This window comes from Haloterrigena gelatinilytica (genome assembly GCF_013342145.1).
Lineage (GTDB): Archaea > Halobacteriota > Halobacteria > Halobacteriales > Natrialbaceae > Haloterrigena > Haloterrigena gelatinilytica.
In genome coordinates this window covers 1785235-1802767 of sequence record NZ_JABUQZ010000001.1, presented here as the reverse complement: position 1 = coordinate 1802767, position 17533 = coordinate 1785235, and the positions used below count along the sequence as shown (strand labels likewise).

The 17533-nt window shown below is 69.7% G+C and carries 14 protein-coding genes and 1 pseudogene; 7 read left to right on the top strand and 8 right to left on the bottom strand.

The genetic code is table 11. The annotated features are described in order from the left end of the window. The first annotated feature begins 57 nt into the window (after positions 1-57). A complete protein-coding gene (locus tag HTZ84_RS09070) occupies positions 58-645 on the top strand; it encodes a nitrous oxide reductase accessory protein NosL (protein ID WP_174680371.1) in 588 nt (195 codons plus the stop codon). Between the two features lie 24 nt (positions 646-669). Here HTZ84_RS09070 and HTZ84_RS09065 read toward each other — a convergent pair whose 3' ends face one another. After that, a complete protein-coding gene (locus tag HTZ84_RS09065; protein WP_174680370.1) occupies positions 670-1539 on the bottom strand; it encodes a DMT family transporter in 870 nt (289 codons plus the stop codon). Positions 1540-1659: 120 nt separating this feature from the next. On the opposite strand from HTZ84_RS09065, the gene HTZ84_RS09060 reads away from it, so the two are divergent. Beyond that, the gene (locus HTZ84_RS09060) at positions 1660-2568 is read left to right on the top strand and encodes a DMT family transporter (RefSeq protein ID WP_174680369.1); all 909 of its coding nucleotides are present in this window, start codon (positions 1660-1662) and stop codon (positions 2566-2568) included. Positions 2569-2585: 17 nt separating this feature from the next. Here the strand turns inward: HTZ84_RS09060 and HTZ84_RS09055 are convergent, their stop codons facing one another. Next, complete coding sequence (locus HTZ84_RS09055) at positions 2586-2801, bottom strand: helix-turn-helix domain-containing protein (RefSeq protein WP_174680368.1); 216 nt, start codon at positions 2799-2801, stop codon at positions 2586-2588. Positions 2802-3295: 494 nt separating this feature from the next. Between HTZ84_RS09055 and HTZ84_RS09050 the strand changes: the two genes are divergently transcribed. Further along, on the top strand, positions 3296-4393 hold the full coding sequence (locus tag HTZ84_RS09050) for a methyl-accepting chemotaxis protein (RefSeq protein ID WP_174680367.1): 1098 nt from the start codon (positions 3296-3298) through the stop codon (positions 4391-4393). 66 nt (positions 4394-4459) lie between these two features. Here HTZ84_RS09050 and HTZ84_RS09045 read toward each other — a convergent pair whose 3' ends face one another. After that, on the bottom strand, positions 4460-5068 hold the full coding sequence (locus HTZ84_RS09045; protein WP_174680366.1) for a class I SAM-dependent methyltransferase: 609 nt from the start codon (positions 5066-5068) through the stop codon (positions 4460-4462). 126 nt (positions 5069-5194) lie between these two features. On the opposite strand from HTZ84_RS09045, the gene HTZ84_RS09040 reads away from it, so the two are divergent. Further along, on the top strand, positions 5195-5830 hold the full coding sequence (locus HTZ84_RS09040) for a TlpA family protein disulfide reductase (RefSeq protein ID WP_174680365.1): 636 nt from the start codon (positions 5195-5197) through the stop codon (positions 5828-5830). Between the two features lie 107 nt (positions 5831-5937). Further along, the gene (gene trkA, locus HTZ84_RS09035) at positions 5938-7308 is read left to right on the top strand and encodes a Trk system potassium transporter TrkA (RefSeq protein WP_309138886.1); all 1371 of its coding nucleotides are present in this window, start codon (positions 5938-5940) and stop codon (positions 7306-7308) included. 85 nt (positions 7309-7393) lie between these two features. Here the strand turns inward: trkA and HTZ84_RS22815 are convergent, their stop codons facing one another. From HTZ84_RS22815 to HTZ84_RS23195, 4 genes and pseudogenes are all read right to left on the bottom strand, one after another. Then, entirely contained in the window at positions 7394-8449 is a 1056-nt protein-coding gene (locus HTZ84_RS22815; protein ID WP_254611725.1) for an outer membrane protein assembly factor BamB family protein, read from the bottom strand. Continuing rightward, positions 8446-10224, bottom strand: a complete 1779-nt coding sequence (locus HTZ84_RS22810; protein WP_309138864.1) for a HEAT repeat domain-containing protein — start codon at positions 10222-10224, stop codon at positions 8446-8448. The genes HTZ84_RS22815 and HTZ84_RS22810 overlap by 4 nt, the downstream gene beginning before the upstream one ends. Beyond that, the gene (locus HTZ84_RS23200) at positions 10140-10628 is read right to left on the bottom strand and encodes a sister chromatid cohesion protein PDS5 (protein ID WP_309138885.1); all 489 of its coding nucleotides are present in this window, start codon (positions 10626-10628) and stop codon (positions 10140-10142) included. The genes HTZ84_RS22810 and HTZ84_RS23200 overlap by 85 nt, the downstream gene beginning before the upstream one ends. 881 nt (positions 10629-11509) lie before the next feature. Continuing rightward, a pseudogene (locus HTZ84_RS23195) lies at positions 11510-11752 on the bottom strand (hypothetical protein); the annotation flags it as partial. Positions 11753-11993: 241 nt separating this feature from the next. Between HTZ84_RS23195 and HTZ84_RS09025 the strand changes: the two are divergent. Further along, complete coding sequence (locus HTZ84_RS09025; protein WP_217468206.1) at positions 11994-13589, top strand: ABC transporter substrate-binding protein; 1596 nt, start codon at positions 11994-11996, stop codon at positions 13587-13589. After that, a complete protein-coding gene (locus HTZ84_RS09020; protein WP_174680363.1) occupies positions 13586-14932 on the top strand; it encodes an APC family permease in 1347 nt (448 codons plus the stop codon). Before HTZ84_RS09025 ends, HTZ84_RS09020 begins: the two co-directional genes overlap by 4 nt. 2 nt (positions 14933-14934) lie before the next feature. Here HTZ84_RS09020 and HTZ84_RS09015 read toward each other — a convergent pair whose 3' ends face one another. Next, positions 14935-17418, bottom strand: coding sequence for a DNA topoisomerase I (locus HTZ84_RS09015; RefSeq protein ID WP_174680362.1), 2484 nt, complete (start codon positions 17416-17418; stop codon positions 14935-14937). Between the last annotated feature and the right edge of the window lie 115 nt (positions 17419-17533).

Genomic DNA, 17533 nt, shown 5'->3' with positions numbered 1-17533 from the left:
TCGATAGTTCGGCGATCGAACCACGCTCGTTTTGGCCGTCGCGGCGGTAGTCGGTGTATGAACGGACCGAACGGTCGGCCCCTCGAGCGACGGCGGCTACTCGGCTTCCTCGGGACCGGCCTCCTCGCGGGGAGCGCCGGCTGTCTGGGCGGGGACGAGGGTGAGGCCGACGAGGAGGACGACGAGCGGACGGTCGATCCGACCCTCGAACATCCGGGCGACGAACCCGTCGCGTTCACCGACGAGCAGAACTGCCCGATCTGCAATATGACGCCGGCGGACTACCCCAACTGGCACGGACAGGTCGCCCACGAGGACGGGACGGGGGCCGCCTTCGATACGCCGGGCTGTCTGTTCGCCTATCTCGTCATCACGACGTCCGACTCGCCCGTCGCCGGCGCCTGGATTGCCGACTACGAAACGGGCGACCTCGTCGACGCGACCGAGGCGCACTTCGCGCTCATTACCGACGAGACCGCGGTCGACGATCCGATGAAGATCAACCCGCGGTCGTTCGCCGACAGAGACGACGCCGTCGCCTTCCTCGAGGCGTACGACGCCGAAGACCTGACCGAGGAGGATATCATCGAGTTCGACGAGATCGACCGCGAGACGGCCGAGATCTATCGCAGCAACCGCATGTGATCGACGGACTCGCCGCCCGTTCCGTTAGCTCCGCCGCTGGATCACGACGACGCCGCCGACGACCAGCACGCCGCCCAGCACCGTCGTCGCCGTCACCGGTTCGTCGAGCACCGCGGCGCCGAGGACGACGGCGACCGCCGGTTCGACCGTGCTGAGGATGCTCGCCCTGCTCGCGCCGATCCTCGACAGGCCGGCGTAGAGCAGGCTGATCGGGATCGCCGTCGAGACCAGACCGAGCGCGACCAACACGACCCACGCGGTCGTCTCGGTCGCCGCCGGCACCGCGAACGTCCCCCGCGCCGCGCCGATCGCGAGAAACAGGAGCCCCGACGCCGGCAACACGTGGGCCGTCAGCGCCTGCGGATCGACCGACTCGAGGACGCGCTCGCTGCCCAGCATGTAGCCGGCGTAGCAGACGGCCGAGCAGAGCACGATGATCACGCCCCGCGGATCGGCGCCGGCGGGGTCCGCACCGACGATCAGCGCCACGCCGCCGAGCGAGAGACAGAGCGCCGCGACGAGGGGTCCGCTGATCCGGCCGGGCGACGTAACGAGCGTGACGGCGACGACGATCGCCGGAAACGTGAAGAGGACGATCGCGACCAGTCCCGCGGTGAGATGCTCGAGCCCCCAGAAGTAGAAGCCGCTCATGCCGCCGTAGCCGCCGATTCCGAGGAGGGCCGCCCAACCGAGCAATCGTCCGCCGAGGAGGTTCTGTCGACCCTGCACGGCCAGCAGGCTCCAGAGGATCGCCGACGCGATAGCGAACCGAAACGCGAGAATCGTCGGAATCGAGAGGCCGACGTCGCCCCCGAGCGTCCCGAAGATCCCGACGGTGCCGAACCCGACGGCCGACGCGAGCACGTAGCAGATTCCGACTGTCCGCTCGTCCATATCCCCACGAGACGTACTCGAACGTATAGCGTCGGCGATTCGGGCCGTCTACGGGGTGTGATTATCGCTCACGCGGGCGGTTTCGGAACGCGTTTGAAAGCCCGCGTGAATTCACCCGACGTGAACCGATCGGAACTCGAGGCGACGCCGACGGTCGCGCTGGCGTTCGCGGTGTTCGCGGCCAGTACCAGCGCCGTGCTGGTCCGCTGGAGCGCGGCGCCGAGTTCGGTGGTGGCCTTCTACCGGGTCCTGTTCACGACGGCGATGGTCGCCCCCGTCGCGCTGGTGCGCTCCCGCGAGGAGTTCGGGCGGCTCTCGCGGCGCGACCTCGTTGCGGCGACCGCCGCCGGCGTCGCACTCGCCGCCCACTTCGCGGCGTGGTTCGAGAGCTTGAACCACACGAGCGTCGCGGCCAGCGTCACGATCGTCCAGACGCAGCCGGTCTTCGTGGCGCTGGGCGCCGCGCTCGTGCTCGGCGAACGGCTCGATCGCGCCACCGCCGCGGGCATCGCGGTCGCCGTCGTCGGCGCCGCCGCGATGTCGTTTGGCGGTGCCGGCGAGGCGCCGGTCTCCGACGCGACGCCGTACGGGAACGCCCTCGCGCTGCTGGGGGCGATCACCGTCGCCGCCTACGTGCTCGCCGGGCGGTCGATCCGGCAGCGCGTCTCGCTGTTCCCGTACGTCACCGTCGTCTACGCCGCCTGCGCGCTGACGCTCGGCGTCCTCGTCGGCGCGCAGGGCCACGACTACGTCGCCTACCCGGCCCGGGAGTGGCTGCTCTTTCTCGGCATGGCCGTCGGTCCCGGCGTCTTCGGTCACACCGTCGTCAACTGGACGCTAAAACACCTCGAGTCGGTCGTCGTCAGCGTCGCCTGGCTGGGCGAGCCGGTCGGCTCGACGGTCCTCGCGGTCCTGTTGCTCGCCGAGGTACCCGACGCCGTGACGATCGCCGGCGGCGCCGTCGTTCTCGCGGGGATCTATCTGACGACCGTCGGGCGGGACAGCCGCGGCGCTACGGATCGGGCGTAGCGGCGTCCGGGAAAACGTCACTCCGAGAGCGTCGTGAGATACCGTCGGCCGTCCTCGGTGATCGTGTAGACGCCCCCCGAGACCTGTCGCACGTGGCCGTCCGACTGGAGGTCGTAACACACCTGCGTCACCGTCACCGGATGCTCGTCAAGCGTGGCCGCTAGCGTCCCCACTTCGACCGCGCCGCGCTCGTCGAGCACCCGTAAGAGCCCTCGACTCGAGCAGTTGGTCATCGTATAACCACGTATAACGGAGATATATAAAATAGTAGTTTCGGTACTGGATACGAGGAATATAATATCAATAAGGATGATAAACCGTCGGCCCGACGGATGCGCCGTCGAGAGCCGTGACGACGTCGTCGTTCGAGTTGGAACGGTCAATACGCGAGCGTTCCGTGTCCTATTGGACGGCGAAGCCTCGCGGCCCGGTCGTTCGGCGACGCGAACTACACGATTGACCAATTGTCGGTCGCTCTCCGCGAGGGCGCGCTGTCAATACCGGCCGTGCCCTCGAGACCGACGCACCGGCCCCCTCGAGCGCGGTCGACGGCCATCCCACCGGCGCGGGCGACATTATAGGGTGTCGCAGTGCCTTCATTTAGTACCAATATTCCGAGTAGTAACGATTGAGTTCAGATAACGACCGCTTTCGTGCGATTTCCGATCCGCTGAGCGGCCACAGTTTATAAACGGTATCGAGATATGTTCTCCAAACGAGAATCACCATGGCGATTGAGACAGGAACTCCCCCCAGCATCGAACCCGGAGCGGACGACGACGCGGCCGCCTTCTGGCGAGGCGCGTTCACCGGCCTTATCGACGTGTTTCCGGAGCCGGCGTTCGCCGTCGACGGCTCCGGCTACATCACCCGGTGGAACGACGGCGTCGAGGAAATCACCGGCTATCCGGCCGGCGACGTCGTGGGGAAACACGCGTACGATGTCTTCGGGACCGAAGGCGAGGACGAGACCCTCGCCGAGGAGGTCATCCGGACCGGACGCCCGATCCGGGAGGAATCGATCCGGGCGGCCGAGAGCGCCGACGGCGAGACGGTACACGCCCGCGCGCTCGGCGTCCCGATCACGAGCGAGGACGGCGACGTCGTCGGCGCCGTCGAGGTCCTCACTCGCGTGACGACGCTGATCGAACAGCGAGAGCGGATCACGCAGCTTCAAGAACAGATGAGCGACGAGGTCGAGGGCGCCGTCGCGGAACTGCGGGACGCGGCGACGAACATGGCCGAGAACTCCCAGGAGATCAGCGAGTCCGCCGAGGAGCAGTCCGACAGCCTCTCCGAGGTGCAAGGGGAGTGTCACATCGCCGACCAGACGAACCTGCTCGCGCTCAACGCCAACATCGAGGCGGCCCGCGCCGACGGCTCCGGGAACGGCTTCGCCGTCGTGGCCAACGAGATCAAGGGCCTGGCGGAGCAGTCCAAAGAGCGCGCCGACGAGATCGAAGCCATCGTCGCCGAGATCCGCGAGACGGCCCTGGACACGGTCGACAGCGTCGAGACGACCAACGAGGAGATCGCCACCGTCGTGACGGAGATCGAGGGCGTCGTCGAGAACCAGGAAACCATCCGCAGCGCGATCCAGGAGACCAACGAGGGGATCACGGACATCGCCGCCGCGACGGACCAACAGGCCGCGAGTTCGGAGGAGATCACCGGCATGATCGACTCGGTCGCCGAACAGAGCGACGAGGTCACGGCCGCGGTACAGAGCATCGCGGCCGCCACCGAGGAGCAGACGATGATGGTCGAGAACATCGAAGACAGTATCGAGGCCCTCGAGCGAGACATCGAGGACGTTCTCGACTGACCGGACCGCTCGCGGTTCGCGGTCGACGCGCCGCCGGTCGGACGGACAACCCCCGACGACTGCCCGTTACTCCTCGAGCATCGGATACGACTGGGTGCCGCCCCGGGAGTTGCGCGCGACCAGCGTCGCCACCGCGGCCGTCCCGCCCGCGACGGGCCGCCGCCGCTCCGCGTAGGAGAGGATCGTCAGGTCGAGACACGCCCGCAGGAGGTCGTTCGAGCGGTACCGGAAACGCTCGCTCGAGGGGCCGACCTCGACGGGATCGCTCGAGCGAAGGTGGTGTTCGTAGACGAGGACGCCGCCGGGCGCCAGCGCGTCCTTGCAATCGGGCAGGTGCTCGAGCGCGGCGAAGAAGCTCACGGTGAGCACGTCGTACTCGTCGGTCGGGAGTTCGACGTCGGCCAGGTCGGCTCGCCGCCAGTTCACCTCGAGGCCGCGCTCGTCGGCTCGGTCTCGCGCCCGCTCGATCGCCGCGTCGGAGATATCGATCGCGTCGACGTCGTAGCCGCGCTCGGCGAGAAAGAGGGCGTTGCGACCGGTGCCGGTCGCGACGTCGAGCGCGCGCCCGTCCGGTAGCGTCTCGATCCGCCGCTCGAGTTCGGGGATCGGTTCGTCGGGGAGTTCGAACTCGACGTCGCCGTACCGGTCGTTCCACCGCTCGCGCTCGTCGGTCATGGCTTCTACGACGGGCCTGGGGCAGTTGTCTGTGGCGGTCTCGAGAGTTCGTCGCCGGCAGCGAACTCTTGTTTCGTCGCTCCGTACGGCCGGCCATACGGTCCCCGTCGCACGGGGAGTGAGTCGATGAACAGGCGCGAACTCCTCGCCGGTCTCGGAAGCGCGGGCGCCCTCGCCGGCGCCGGGTCCCTGCTGCGAGTCGGGCCGCCGTCGTTCGGCGCCGACGGTCCGGAGATGAGCGACGGCGACGAGTCCCTCGAGGTGGAGACGATCGACGCGCGCGGGAGCGAGGCGGGGACGGTCCGCGTTCCGACCGACGCGGTCGCGCTCGTCACGTTTTTCGTCACCGGCTGCGGCAACTGTCGGGCGCAGATCCCTGAACTCGCCGCCGCCCGCGATCGGCTCCGCGAGCGACGCGGCGACGCCGTCCGATTCGTCGCGGCCACCTACCAGCGCCCCGAGACGCTGTCGCCGGCCGCGCTCCGCGAGTGGTGGGCGACCCACGGCGGCGACTGGGCCGTCGGCTACGATGCCGGACTGGCCGAGGCCTACGGCGTCGTCGGCTACCCGACAACGATCCTCGTCGATCCGAACGGCGAGAAACGGTGGCACGAGACTGCCGTCCTCGATCGCGAAACGATCGTCCGGGACGTCGACGCCGAACTCGAGGTCGAGGATTCCGACGGTGACCGTGGGGAAGGACCGTCCGACGAAACGACCGGCGGGTCGACGGCGTCGCGCATCGGCGGCTCGAGGCCGTAACGACGGCTACTGGCGTGGCTCTCCGACGATCAACCGCGACCGTCGCACACGGTACGGCGGATCGTTCCCGATCTCGCCGGTATTGTCTCTTCCAGTGACAGGCAAAGATTTACGACTGCTTCCGACTCAGTAATACGGGATCACAGATGATTCTCATCATCGGTGCCGGGAGCGTCGGATCGAATTTGGCCGCTGACCTCGCGGAATCCAATGATGTGGTCGTCATCGACCGAAACGCGGATCTGGTCGATGAGCTTCGTTCACGACACGACGTGACCGGGGTCGTCGGCGACGGTCGCTCGGCGTCGACGCTCCGGGAGGCGGGCATCGATCGGGCGGAGATCGTCGTCGCGAGCACCGACAGCGACGCGGCGAACGTCATGGTCTGCAACGCGGCCAAGCAGGCCGGCGATCCGCGCACCATCGCCCGCGTCAAGGAAGTCGGGTTGTTCGAGACCTGGCAGTCGCTCGACGAGGGACTCGGCGTCGACACGATGCTGTGTATCGATAAGCTCGCGGCCGAAGCCGTCGTTCGGACGATCGCGCTTCCGGGCGCCCACGCCGTCGACACCTTCGCCGACGACCAAGTGGAGGTCGCCGAGTTCGAAATCGGAGAGGACACGCCGATAACCGGCCAGCGCGTCGCGGAGGCGGATCGCTACGCGTCGGCGACGTTCGCGGCGATCCTCCGGGACGACGACGTCATCATCCCGACCGGGGAGACCGTGATCCGGTCGGGGGACTGCGTCGTCGTGATCGGCAGTCTCGCCAGCATCAGCCGCTTCGCGGCGGACGTTTCCGCTCAGCCGCCGTTGAAATCCGAAGACGACATCGTGGTCGTCGGCGGCGACGTGCTGGGCTACCAGATCGCACAGCAGTTCGAGGCCCGGGGCTGGACGCCGGAAATCGTCGAGCGCGATCCGGAGCAGGCGACGCAGTTGACGACCCGACTCCGACGTTCGTCGGTCGCGGAGACCGACGTGACGAACATCGGCGGCTTCAACCCCAACGTGTTAACCGGCGCCGATCTGGTCGTCGGCACGGTCGACGATAACACGAACTACCTCCTGGCGCAGTTGGCCAGGGAGTTCGACGTCGCCAGAACCGCGGCCGTCGTCGACAACCCCGAGGTCGTCGACCTCTTCGAGGAAACCGGCCTCGACGTGATCGTCCACCCCGAAGACATCATCGTCAGCGAGATCCTCCGGACCATTTACGAGCCGGGACCGAAGGAAGTCAGCGTCCTTGGACACGACGACGCCGAAGTGCTCGAGGTCGTCGTCGACTCGGAGAGCGCTCTCGCCGGGAAAGCCCTCCGGGACGTTACCGACCAGCTTCCGTCCGGGATCGTGATCGGCGCGATCGTCCGCAACGAGCAGCTGCAGATCCCGCGGGGCAACAAGATCATCCAAACCGGCGACCGGGTCATCGCGTTCGTCGACGCTTCCGTCGCCGCCGAGGTCGCCGAACTGATCTGACCGGATAAACCGTCTCCGTTCGCGACGCCCACGTCAGCAACGACGTGTGCGATTCAGCGCTATTTCGCACCCGCTGCTGGCGAGCTTAGGAGTCGCCGCCGAATCGAGTGAACAGCCCGGAGAGCGACTCCGTCAGGGACGAGCGACCGCCACCGAGCGCCGCGATACCGTCGTCGATAAGCCACAGCGTCGCGCTCGAGGCGATCATCGCCGCGGGAGTCGACTCGCGTTCGAGTCGCCAGCGCCGGCGTCCGTCGCCGGCCGTCAGCGCGAGCAGCCGCCCGTCCTCGGTCGCCAGATAGACCGCCTCGCCGACGACCGCGGGCCCCGTCGCCGCCGTCCCGACGTCGACCCGCCAGCGCGCGGTGCCGCGGGCCGTCTCGACGGCGTAGAGGCTCCCGTCGGAACTGGTCGCGTAGACGGTGCCGTCGGCGCTCGAGACCGCCGGCGGCGTCTCGATCCGCGCCCCGGTGTCGAACCGGAACCGCCGCGAGCCGTCGGCGCTCGACAGCGCCAGCAGCGTCTCGCCGCTGGCGACGTAGACCGTGCCATCGGCGACCGCCGGCGGCGCGCCGATGGGGGCCTCGAAGGTGCGTTCCCAGCGTCGGCCCCCGTCGGCCGTCGCGAGCGAGTGCAGTCGATCGCCGGTGGCGACGTAGACCGCATCGTCGGCGACCGTCGGCCCGGAGCACTCGCCCTCGAGGGCGGCCGTCCAGACCGGGCGACCGTTCTCGGCGTCGATCGCGTGGAGGTCGTCGCTACAGGCGTAGACGACGCCGTCGGCGACGACCGGCGACGTCTCGACGCGACCGTCGGTCTGGTAGCGCCACGCGCGCTCGCCGCTCTCGGCGTCGATCGCGTAGACGGCGCCGTCGGCGCTGCCGACGACGACCCTCTCGTCGGCGACCGCGGGCGCGGCCCTGACCGGGCCGCCGGTTTCGAACCGCCAGCGCTCGCGCCCGTCCTCGAGGGCCAGCGCGGCGACGCTGCCGTCGTCGAGACCGACGGCGACCGTCTCGCCGACGACCGCCGGCGCGGCTTCGATCGCGGCGTCTTCGGGATCGTCGCGCCAGCGTTCGGTCGGGCGCGGCCCAGCGGTCGGCCGCCGACCGCGCGACCGGTTCGCGCCGGCCCGCGTCATCGGCCAGCTGGCGGCGTCGCCGCGTCGGAATCGGGGGGCGCGTCGGTGGCGTCCGCGAGCCGCGTCACCGCGTCGTCGGCTGCGGTCGCGACGGCCGGGACTGGGTCGTCGGTCAGCGACTCGATCGCGGGTCGCGTCTCGGCCGCCTCGAGCGCCGCCAGCGTCCGGACGGCTCGAGCGCGCACCCGGCCGTCGCGATCGGCGAGGCGCGACTCGAGGACCGGGACGGGGTTCCGACCGGCGTCCTCGAACGGCGATTCATCGTCCGACTGGGCACACGCGGCCAGCGCGCCGGCGGCCGCCGCCCGGACGTCGGCATCGGAGTCCTCGAGGGCCGCGAGCAGCGCCGGCACCGCGTCCGCGAAGCCGGACGGATCGTCGTCGGCCATCGTCTCGAGGACCCGACCGGCGGCGACCCGGACGACGGGACCGTCGGCCTCGAGTCCGCCGGCGATTTTCTCGATCCCGGTCGGCCGGAGCGTCGCCGACTCGTCGGCCAGCACGGCCAGCGCGAGGGCGGCGAGGCCGGCGACCCACGGCTCCGCGTCCAGCCGGTCGCCCATCCCCGAGAGCTGGGTGTTGATCCCGTCGGTGTGGGTCGGTGTCTCGCCGCCGGCCGCCAGCGAGGCGGCGTCGAGCAGCCGGTCGTCGACCGCCTCGAGCTCGGATTCCAGCGCGCTTCCGTCGTCGCGACCGGTGACCGCGAGGGTGCCGAGCGCGAGCGCGGCGTAGCCCCGGACCGCCTCGTCGTCGGCCTCCCCGTCCCCGTTCCGTCCGGCGCTTCCCGCCCGCTCCGCGAGCAGGTCGGCCAGTCGGTCTCGCTCGGCGGCCGCGTCGTCGGGCGCCGTCGCCGCGAGCCGGGCGATCTCCCCGGCGATCGCGCGTCGGTCCCCGTCGGCGTCGAGCCGATCGACGAGCGCCCCGGTGACGGTGCTGGCGTCGCCGTCGTCCGCCGCGTCGACCGTCGTCAGCGCGCGCAGGAGCGCCGGCGCGTCGGCTCCGCCCGGTGCGAGCCGCTCGAGCAGCGACGGGGCGGCCGCGGCGATAGGCTCCGAGTTGATCCGGGCGATGTCCCCGAGCGCGGCGGCGACGGCGGCCGACCGGTCGTCATCGCCCGACAGCAGTTCGAGGACGACGTCGGTCGGCGTCGGCTCGACGTCGGCGTCCTCCGCGAGCGTCGTCTCGAGGGTGTCCAGCGCCGCGGCGCGAACGGCCGGCGTCGGATCGACCAGCAGTTCGGCGAGCGCCTCGACGACGGCCTCGGCCTCCGCCCCGGACTCGAGGCCGAGCGTGGCGATGGCCTCGCAGGCGGCGACGCGGACCCGCTCCGCTTCGGCCGTCGTCTCCGCGACGGCCAGCGACAGTGTCGGCCGACAGTCGTCGCCGGTGTCGGGTGCGATCTCGCCGAGCGTCCGGCGAACGGTCCGGCGAACGGAACGATCCGGGTCGTCCAGCGCCGCCAGCAACGAGACCACCACGTCGTCCTCGCGGAGATCGTCGGGGGCCGACGCCGCGACCCGCGAGAGGACGATCGCCGCGTTGTTCCGAACCGTCGCGTCCTCGTCTCCCAACGGCTCGGCCAGCGGGCCGACGGCGCCGCGAACCGCCAGCGGGCGCTCGGCCGCGACGGTCACGAGATCGCGCGTCGCGGCCTGCCGAACGGCGGCCGCGTCGTCGTCGAGCCGCCGGGTCAGCGACCGACCGCCGGGTGGGCGTCGGCGGTCGCCGACCGCGCGACGTCGGCGAGGCCGCGGGCCGCGTACCCCTGAATCCACTCGTCGTCCGCGTCCGAGGCGTTCTCCGCCTCGCCCTCGAGGGCCTCGAGGAGCGCGGGAACGTCCGTCCCCGCGGCGGGCGTCTCGCGTGCCAGCGCGGCCAGCGCGTCGACTGCGGGCCGGCGGACCGGTTCGTGGGGGTCGTCGACCCGTTCGGCGAGAGCGGGGACGACCGGTCGGATCGCGTCGGGCGAGGACGACGCTACGGCGGCGATCGCCCGGACCGCGTCGAGGCGAACGCGCTCGTCGTCGGCGTCGGCGACGGCGGCCAGTTCGGTGACGACGGGTTCGACCGCGGCCGGCCGCTCGTCGGCGACGGCCGCGATCGCCGTGACGCCGTGGCTCCGAACCGCCTCGACGTCCGTCTCCAGCCGTCGGGCCAGCGGGCGGACGGCCTCGGCGATCGCGGTCGGGCGCTCCGCCGCGACCGATGCGAGCGTCCCGGCGGCGTCCGTCCGAACGCCTCGAGCGGGTCGTCGAGTCGGTCGACGAGAGCGGCGGTCGCCGACGCGACGCCGCCGGGTTCGGCTGCCGCGACTCGCGCAGCGCGCCGGCGCACTTCGCGGCGGATCGCCGCCGCGTCGTCGAGTCGGTCCGCGAGTCGATCGACGGCCTCGGTGACCGCCTCGGGCCGGGCGGCTGCGATCGACGCGAGGGCGATGGCGGCGTCGTGACGGACCCCTTCTCGGTCGTCCGCGAAGCGGGCTGCGATCGGATCGACCGCGTCCGCGACGGCCGCCGGCGAGTCGTCGGCGATCGCTCGAAGCGCTTCCATCGCGTGGCCGCCGATCGCTCCGGCCTCGGCGGACGCGGTCGCGCCGTCCGGGTCGTCCGCCTCGTCCTCGAGCCGATCGACCAGGGCCGGGACGGCCTCGAGGACCGCGTCGGGAGCGGCCGCCGCGACCGCCGCGAGGACCGCCGTCGCGTTCTCGCGGACGGCGGCCGTCTCGTCGTCGGCCGTGGCGGCGACGTCGTCGACGACGGCGACGGCCCGTTCGGGCTGGGCGTCGGCGACGGCCGCGAGCGCGTCGGTCGTCCGAACCCTGACCCGCTCGTTCCCGTCGGTCGCGTAGCGCCCGAGCGCCTCGATCGAGTCGGCGACTGCTGCGGGATCTGCGGCCGCGACGGCCGCGAGCGCGTCGGCCGCGTCCGCGCGGACGGTCGCACTCGCGGCTTCGCCGCTCGTACTCGAGGCGCTCCGCGCCTCGCCCTCCAGCCGGTCGGTCAGCGCGGGGATCGACTCGCGAACGGCGCCGGGGTGGTCGGCCGCGACGGCGGACAGCGCGGCGGCGGCGTGGGACCTGATCGACGGCTCGTCCTCGAGGCGGTCGGTCAGCGACGGGACGGCCGAGCGAACGTCGTCGGGCCGCTCGGCGGCCTTCGTCGCGAGCGTTCGCGCAGCGTACTCCCGAACGTCGGGATCGTCGGCCGTGAGGAAGGCTTCGAGTCGATCGATCCCGACGGTGACTTCGATCCCGTCGCCCCCTCCGATTCCCGGTCCGTCCGCGATTTTGTCGGGTCCAGACATGCTGTGAGGTGCGACGCCCGACGGCGTCGCGAGGGTGATACTGACATATGCGAACACTCAGTTAATTCTACTCCCGGAAGAGTCCGATTCAACCGCTGGCGATCGCACCGTTGACCCGGCGAACGCGTCCCATCAGGTGCAGGCATGCCGCACTCGTCGGTCGTCGCAATAGAGTCTATAACGGCCGAGTACGCGACGGCTCGACGAACCTGCCGACGACGACTGACGCACACGAGTTCCGATGACTGATCAGGGTGAGAACCGAACAGGCGGAGTGGCGCGACGCGACCTGCTCGTCGCTCTCGGCGGGGCGAGCACGGCAACGATGGCGGGCTGTTCGACGACGCTTGGAACGGACGCGGGCTCGACGCTCCGCGTGGGAACGCTCCGGCCGCCGCTCTCTCTCGATCCGATCACCGCGCGAGCGATCGGTTCGGAGCAGGCGATCGATCGGATCTTCGAGGGGCTCTACGGCTACGGCGAGGGTACCGATATCGTTCCCGCGATCGCGGCCGGCGATCCGGAACTCGATAACGGCGGCCGGGAGATCGTCGTCGAACTCGACGAGGGCGCGCGGTTTCAGAACGACCGGGCGGTGACCGCCGAGGACGTGGTCTACTCGTACACCGCGCCGCTCGAGGAAGACGCGCCGACGGAATGGCTGGTGAGCCCGTTCGAATCGGTCGAGGCCGACGGCGAGCACACCGTTCGGTTCACGCTGACGGAACCGTACCCGGCGCTCGAGCACGCGCTCACGCATCCGATCGTGCCCCGACAGGAGCGCGAGGACGACAGGGAGGCGTTCGCCACGGATCCGATCGGCGCCGGCCCGTTCGAGGTGGCGTCGTTCAGCGCGGAGAAGAAGACCACGCTCCGCCGCTGGGACGACTACTGGGGCGAGACCCCGCCCGCGATCGATCGGCTCACGATGGTCTACGTCGAGTTCCCGGTGACCCAGCTGACCAGCCTCCGGACGAATCGAAACGATCTGATCGAGCCGGTCTCGCCGCTGATCGTCGATCACGTCAGTGACGTCGCGAACGCGTCGGTAAAGCGCCGGCAGGGGTACACGTCGTTTTACTTCGGCTTCAACTGCAACGAGGGGCCGACGACCGACCCGCGAGTGCGAGAGGCGATCAGCTACTGCATCGACCTCGAGAAGGCGGTCTCCGAGTTCGTCGAGCCGATGGGCCAGCGCCAGTACGGCCCGCTACCGCCGCGGGTCGCCGAGGAGTGGGACATGCCGACCGACGAGTGGGCGAAGCTCGCGAACGAGAAGAACCCCGAACGCGCCCGCGACCTCTTTCGCGAGGCCGACGCGGCCAGCGGGCAGCTTCGCATCCTGACCTCGACGGATCCCAAACACAAGGAGTTCGGCGAGGCGCTCGCCGGCGGCCTCCGGGACGCCAGCCGCGGCGCGCTCACGATTTCGGTATCCGAGACGAAATTCCTCGAGCGGCACGTCTCCGGCTCCGAGCGCGACTACTCGGTGTTCGTCGGGGAGATCACGGGCACGCCCGACCCGGACACCCATCTCTACCCGACGTTCCACGAGAACATGACCGGCGTGACGAACGGGACTTTCTACCGCGAGGACGCGGTCATGGAACGGCTCGCGACGGCGCGAACGACGACGGATCGCGAGCAGCGGCGCCGCCTCTACGAGACGGCGATCACCCGGTTGCTCGAGGATCGCGTCTGCCTGCCGATCTGCTCGTTCGAGAACAGCTTCGCGGCGGACGCGGGCGTCGAGAACTTCCGCGTTCACCCGATCGCACGGGTCAATCCGCGGCTCGTGTGGGAAAACGGCGTCGTAACGGTGGGGTCGGGATCGTGAGCGAAGACGGTGGCGGCGGGTCGGAGGACGACGGCGGCGGCTTCGGGGTCGGAACGGCCGTCGCGCTGGGCGTCGGCGGCATCGTCGGCGGCGGGATCTACGCGGCGATCGGCATCGTCGTCGCCGCCGCCGGCGTCCTGACCTGGTTCGCCTACGGCCTCGCGACCGTCGTCGTCTGCTGCTGTGCGTACTCGTACGTCAAGCTCAACGACGCGACCGACAGCAACGGCGGCTCGGTCACCTACATCGAGGAACTGACGGGGAGATCGACGACCGCGGGCGTCGTCGGCTGGACGCTCGTCGTCGGCTACATCGGGACGATGGCGATGTACGCCTACGCGTTCGGCATGTACGGCCAGATGCTGATCGGGTTCGAGTACGTCTGGGGGCTGCCGGTCCGGCAGTTCCTCTCTGTCGGCGTGCTCGCGGTCTTCGTCGGGTTGAACCTCCTCGGCGCGAGCTCGTCGGCGGCGGTCGAGCGCTACCTCGTGTTCGTCCAGGCGGGGATCATCGCCGTCTTCGGCCTCGTCGGCCTCTGGTACGGCGCGGCGCACTTCCAGTTGCGGACCGGCTTCTCGCAACTCGGTCTCAATCCCGTAATCGCCGCCTCGGTCGGGTTCGTCTCCTTCGAGGGCTGGCAGCTGCTGTTCTACGATCAGGAGCAGTTCGACAATCCCGACGAGACGCTCGCGAAGGGCGTGGCCATCTCGATTCCGATCGCGGCCGCGATCTACATCCTCGTCGGGTTCGTCATCACGACGCTGTTGCCCGAAGAGGTCGTCACCGCCCAGCCCGAGCCGGCGCTGCTCTACGGCGCCCTCCTCATCTCGAAGTGGCTCGCGCTCGCGGTCGGGCTCGCCGGCCTCATCTCGACCGCCAGCGCGATCAACTCGACGCTGTTCAGCGAGGCCATCTTCGCCAAGAACCTGATCGACGACGACATCCTGCCCCACGAGATGGGCGATCCGGACGCCGACGCCGCGCCCAAGCGGACCGTGCTCGTAATCGGCGTCCTGACGGCCGCCTTCGCCGTCCTCGGGAGCCTCGAGGCCGTCGTCGAGTTCGCCTCGCTGGCCTTTATCGTCGTCTTCGGCACGATGTGCGCGCTCGCGCTGACGGTGCGCGATTCCGACGACGTCGACGTCAATCCGATCCCGCCGCTGGTCGGTGCGATCGGCTCGGCCGCCTTCTTCGTCATGCTGACGTGGTACCTCTACTCGCAGCTCCCCGCGGTCTTCTGGCTGGTCGTCGTCATCGCCGCGGCGGTCTTCGCGGTCGAGGCGCTGTACTTCAAGCGGGAGACGCTCTCGGAAGGGGTCCAGACGGTCGAAAAACGGATCTGATCTTACGCCTTCGCCTGCCAGGTTCGGACCCGATCGGCGCTGACGCCGTCGACGTCCTCGGCGACCGCGTCCGGATCGGCCTCGGTCAGATCGTCCAGGCTCTCGATGCCCGCGTCGGCGAGCTTCTCGACGGTCTTGGCGCCGACGCCGTCCAGCGCCTCGAGGTCGGAGCCGGAGTCGCTCTCGCGGGCCTGGAACTCCTGGTAGTTACAGATCGGACAGCCCAGCTCCCAGGGGTCGTCGCCGCTGTGGACGACGAGTTCGGGCAGGTCGTGTTCGTCGCAGCGCTCGTCGGTGACCTCGATCTCGCCGCGCCGCGGCAGCGGTAGCGAGTACTCGCAGTCGGGGTAGCGCGTACAGCCCACCAGTCGGGAACCGCTCTCGAGAGTTTTGACGGCGAGTTCGCCGTCGTGTTCGTCTCCGCAGTCCGGACAGGTGCCCAGCACGGGCCCTTCGCCGGCGTCCTCGGCCTTACAGAGCGGGCAGCCGTGGACGAACGTCTGGCGGCCGGCGAGCATCTTGACCTCGTTCAAGCCGTGGTCCTCGCACTCGCTCTCGAGGATCAGCGGCTTGCCGGTCGAGGGCAGCGGCAGCGTGTTCTCGCAGTCCGGATAGCCGTCGCAGCCGACGAAGTAGGAGCCGTGGCGGCTGCGTCGGACGAGCAGGTCCTCGCCGCACTCGGGGCAGGGCCCCAGCCGCTTGTCGTCCTTGAGCGACTTGCGGAGGTGGTCGCCGATCTCGTCGCGCGAGTCGGCGAGGTTGGCGAAGATCTCCTCTAACATCTCGCGGGACTCGTCGGTGACGTCGTCCAGCGACGCCTCGCCGCTGGCGATGGCGTCCATGTCCTGTTCGAGCTGGGCCGTCATCTCCTCGCTGACGACGCGGTCGGCGTAGTTCTCGGCCGCGTCGACGACGGCCATCGCGAGCTTGGTCGGCCGCGGCGGATCGCTCTCGATGTAGCCCCGATCGTACAGTTTCTCTAAGGTGTTGTGTCGGGTCGACTTCGTCCCGATCCCCATGTCCTCCATGGTCTCGATGAGCCGCGACTGGCCGTAGCGGCGGGGCGGCTGGGTCTCCTTCTCCTCGAGTTCGACGTCGGTCAGCGCGAGCTCCTCGCCCTCGGCGACGTCGGGGACGTAGTTCTCGGACGTGCTGAAGTACGGGTAGACGTCGTGGTAGCCGGGCTCGACGAGGCGCTTGCCGTTGGACTTCATGCGGTAGTCGTCGACCTCGGTGACGACCTTGAGGTGTTCCCAGACGGCCGCGTCGGCGACGGTCGCGTAGAACCGCCGGACGACGAGTTCGTAGACCTCCCACTCGTCGTCGCTCACGTCGCCGCCGCGCGAGGGGATCTCGCCGGTCGGATGAATGGGCGGGTGATCGGTCGTCTCCTCGTCGCCCTCGGTGGGGACGATCTCGTCGGTCTCGAGGAGGTCCTCGGCCGAGTCGCCGAGCGTCGGGTGGCCGACGAAGTCGTCGAGCAGTTCCTCGGGATCCAGGTCGTCGGGGTAGACGGTGTTGTCCGTCCGCGGGTAGGTGATGTAGCCGGCGGTGTAGAGGTCCTCGGCGATGGACATCGCCCGCTTGGCGGAGTAGCCGAGGGCGCCGGCCGCGCGGATGAACTGGGTCGTGTTGAACGGCTCGGGCGGCGTGTCCGTCCGCGTCCGGCGGTTGACGTCGACGACGGTCGCCGAGTCGCGCTCGGCCAGCGTCTCGTAGACCTCGTCGGCGACGGCCTCCTCCCAGACGCGCTCGGCCTCGTTGTCGTCCTCGTCGCGGTAGAAGTACTGGGCCTCGAACGTGGTCTCGTCCTTCGTCAGATCGCCGAACAGCTCCCAGTAGGTCTCGGGATCGAACGCCTGAATCTCGCGCTCGCGGTCGACGATCAGCTTCAGCGTCGGCGACTGCACTCGCCCGACCGAGATGAAGTCGTTGCCGAGCTGGCCCGCCGACAGCGAGAGGAAGCGGGTCAGCGCGGCGCCCCAGATCAGGTCGATGATCTGGCGGGCCTCGCCCGCGGCCGCCAGATCGAAGTCGAGGTCGTCCGGATCGTCGAAGGCGCTCTGGACCTCGTTTTCCGTGATCGAGGAGAACCGCACGCGGCGGATGGGGACCTCCTCGTCGACGTCGCGGACGATGTCGTAGGCCTCCTTGCCGATGAGTTCGCCCTCGCGGTCGTAGTCGGTCGCGATGGCGACGCGGGTGGCCTTGCGCGCGAGGATGCGCAGCGTCGCGACGATGTTCTCCTTCGTTGCCGTCTTCTCGACGTCGGCGTCGATGAGTTCGACGGGCTCGACGTCCCGCCAGTCCGAGTACTCGTCCGGGAAGTCGACGCCGACGACGTGGCCCGACAGCCCCACGCAGCGCTTTCCGCCCCACTCGTAGACGTTGACGCCGTTCTCGCGGCTCGAGTCGTAGGTGCCGCCGGAGAGGATGTCGGCGATCCGTCGCGCGGCGTTGTCCTTCTCCGTGATTATCAGCTCCACGACGGCTCACCTCCTCGAGCGATCGGTTCCGGTACGGACGGGCGAGTGTCCTGCATCGTCGCTCGCTACGACCGAGGATCTGATAACGCTTTCGCCGAAAACCGACCGACAGCGC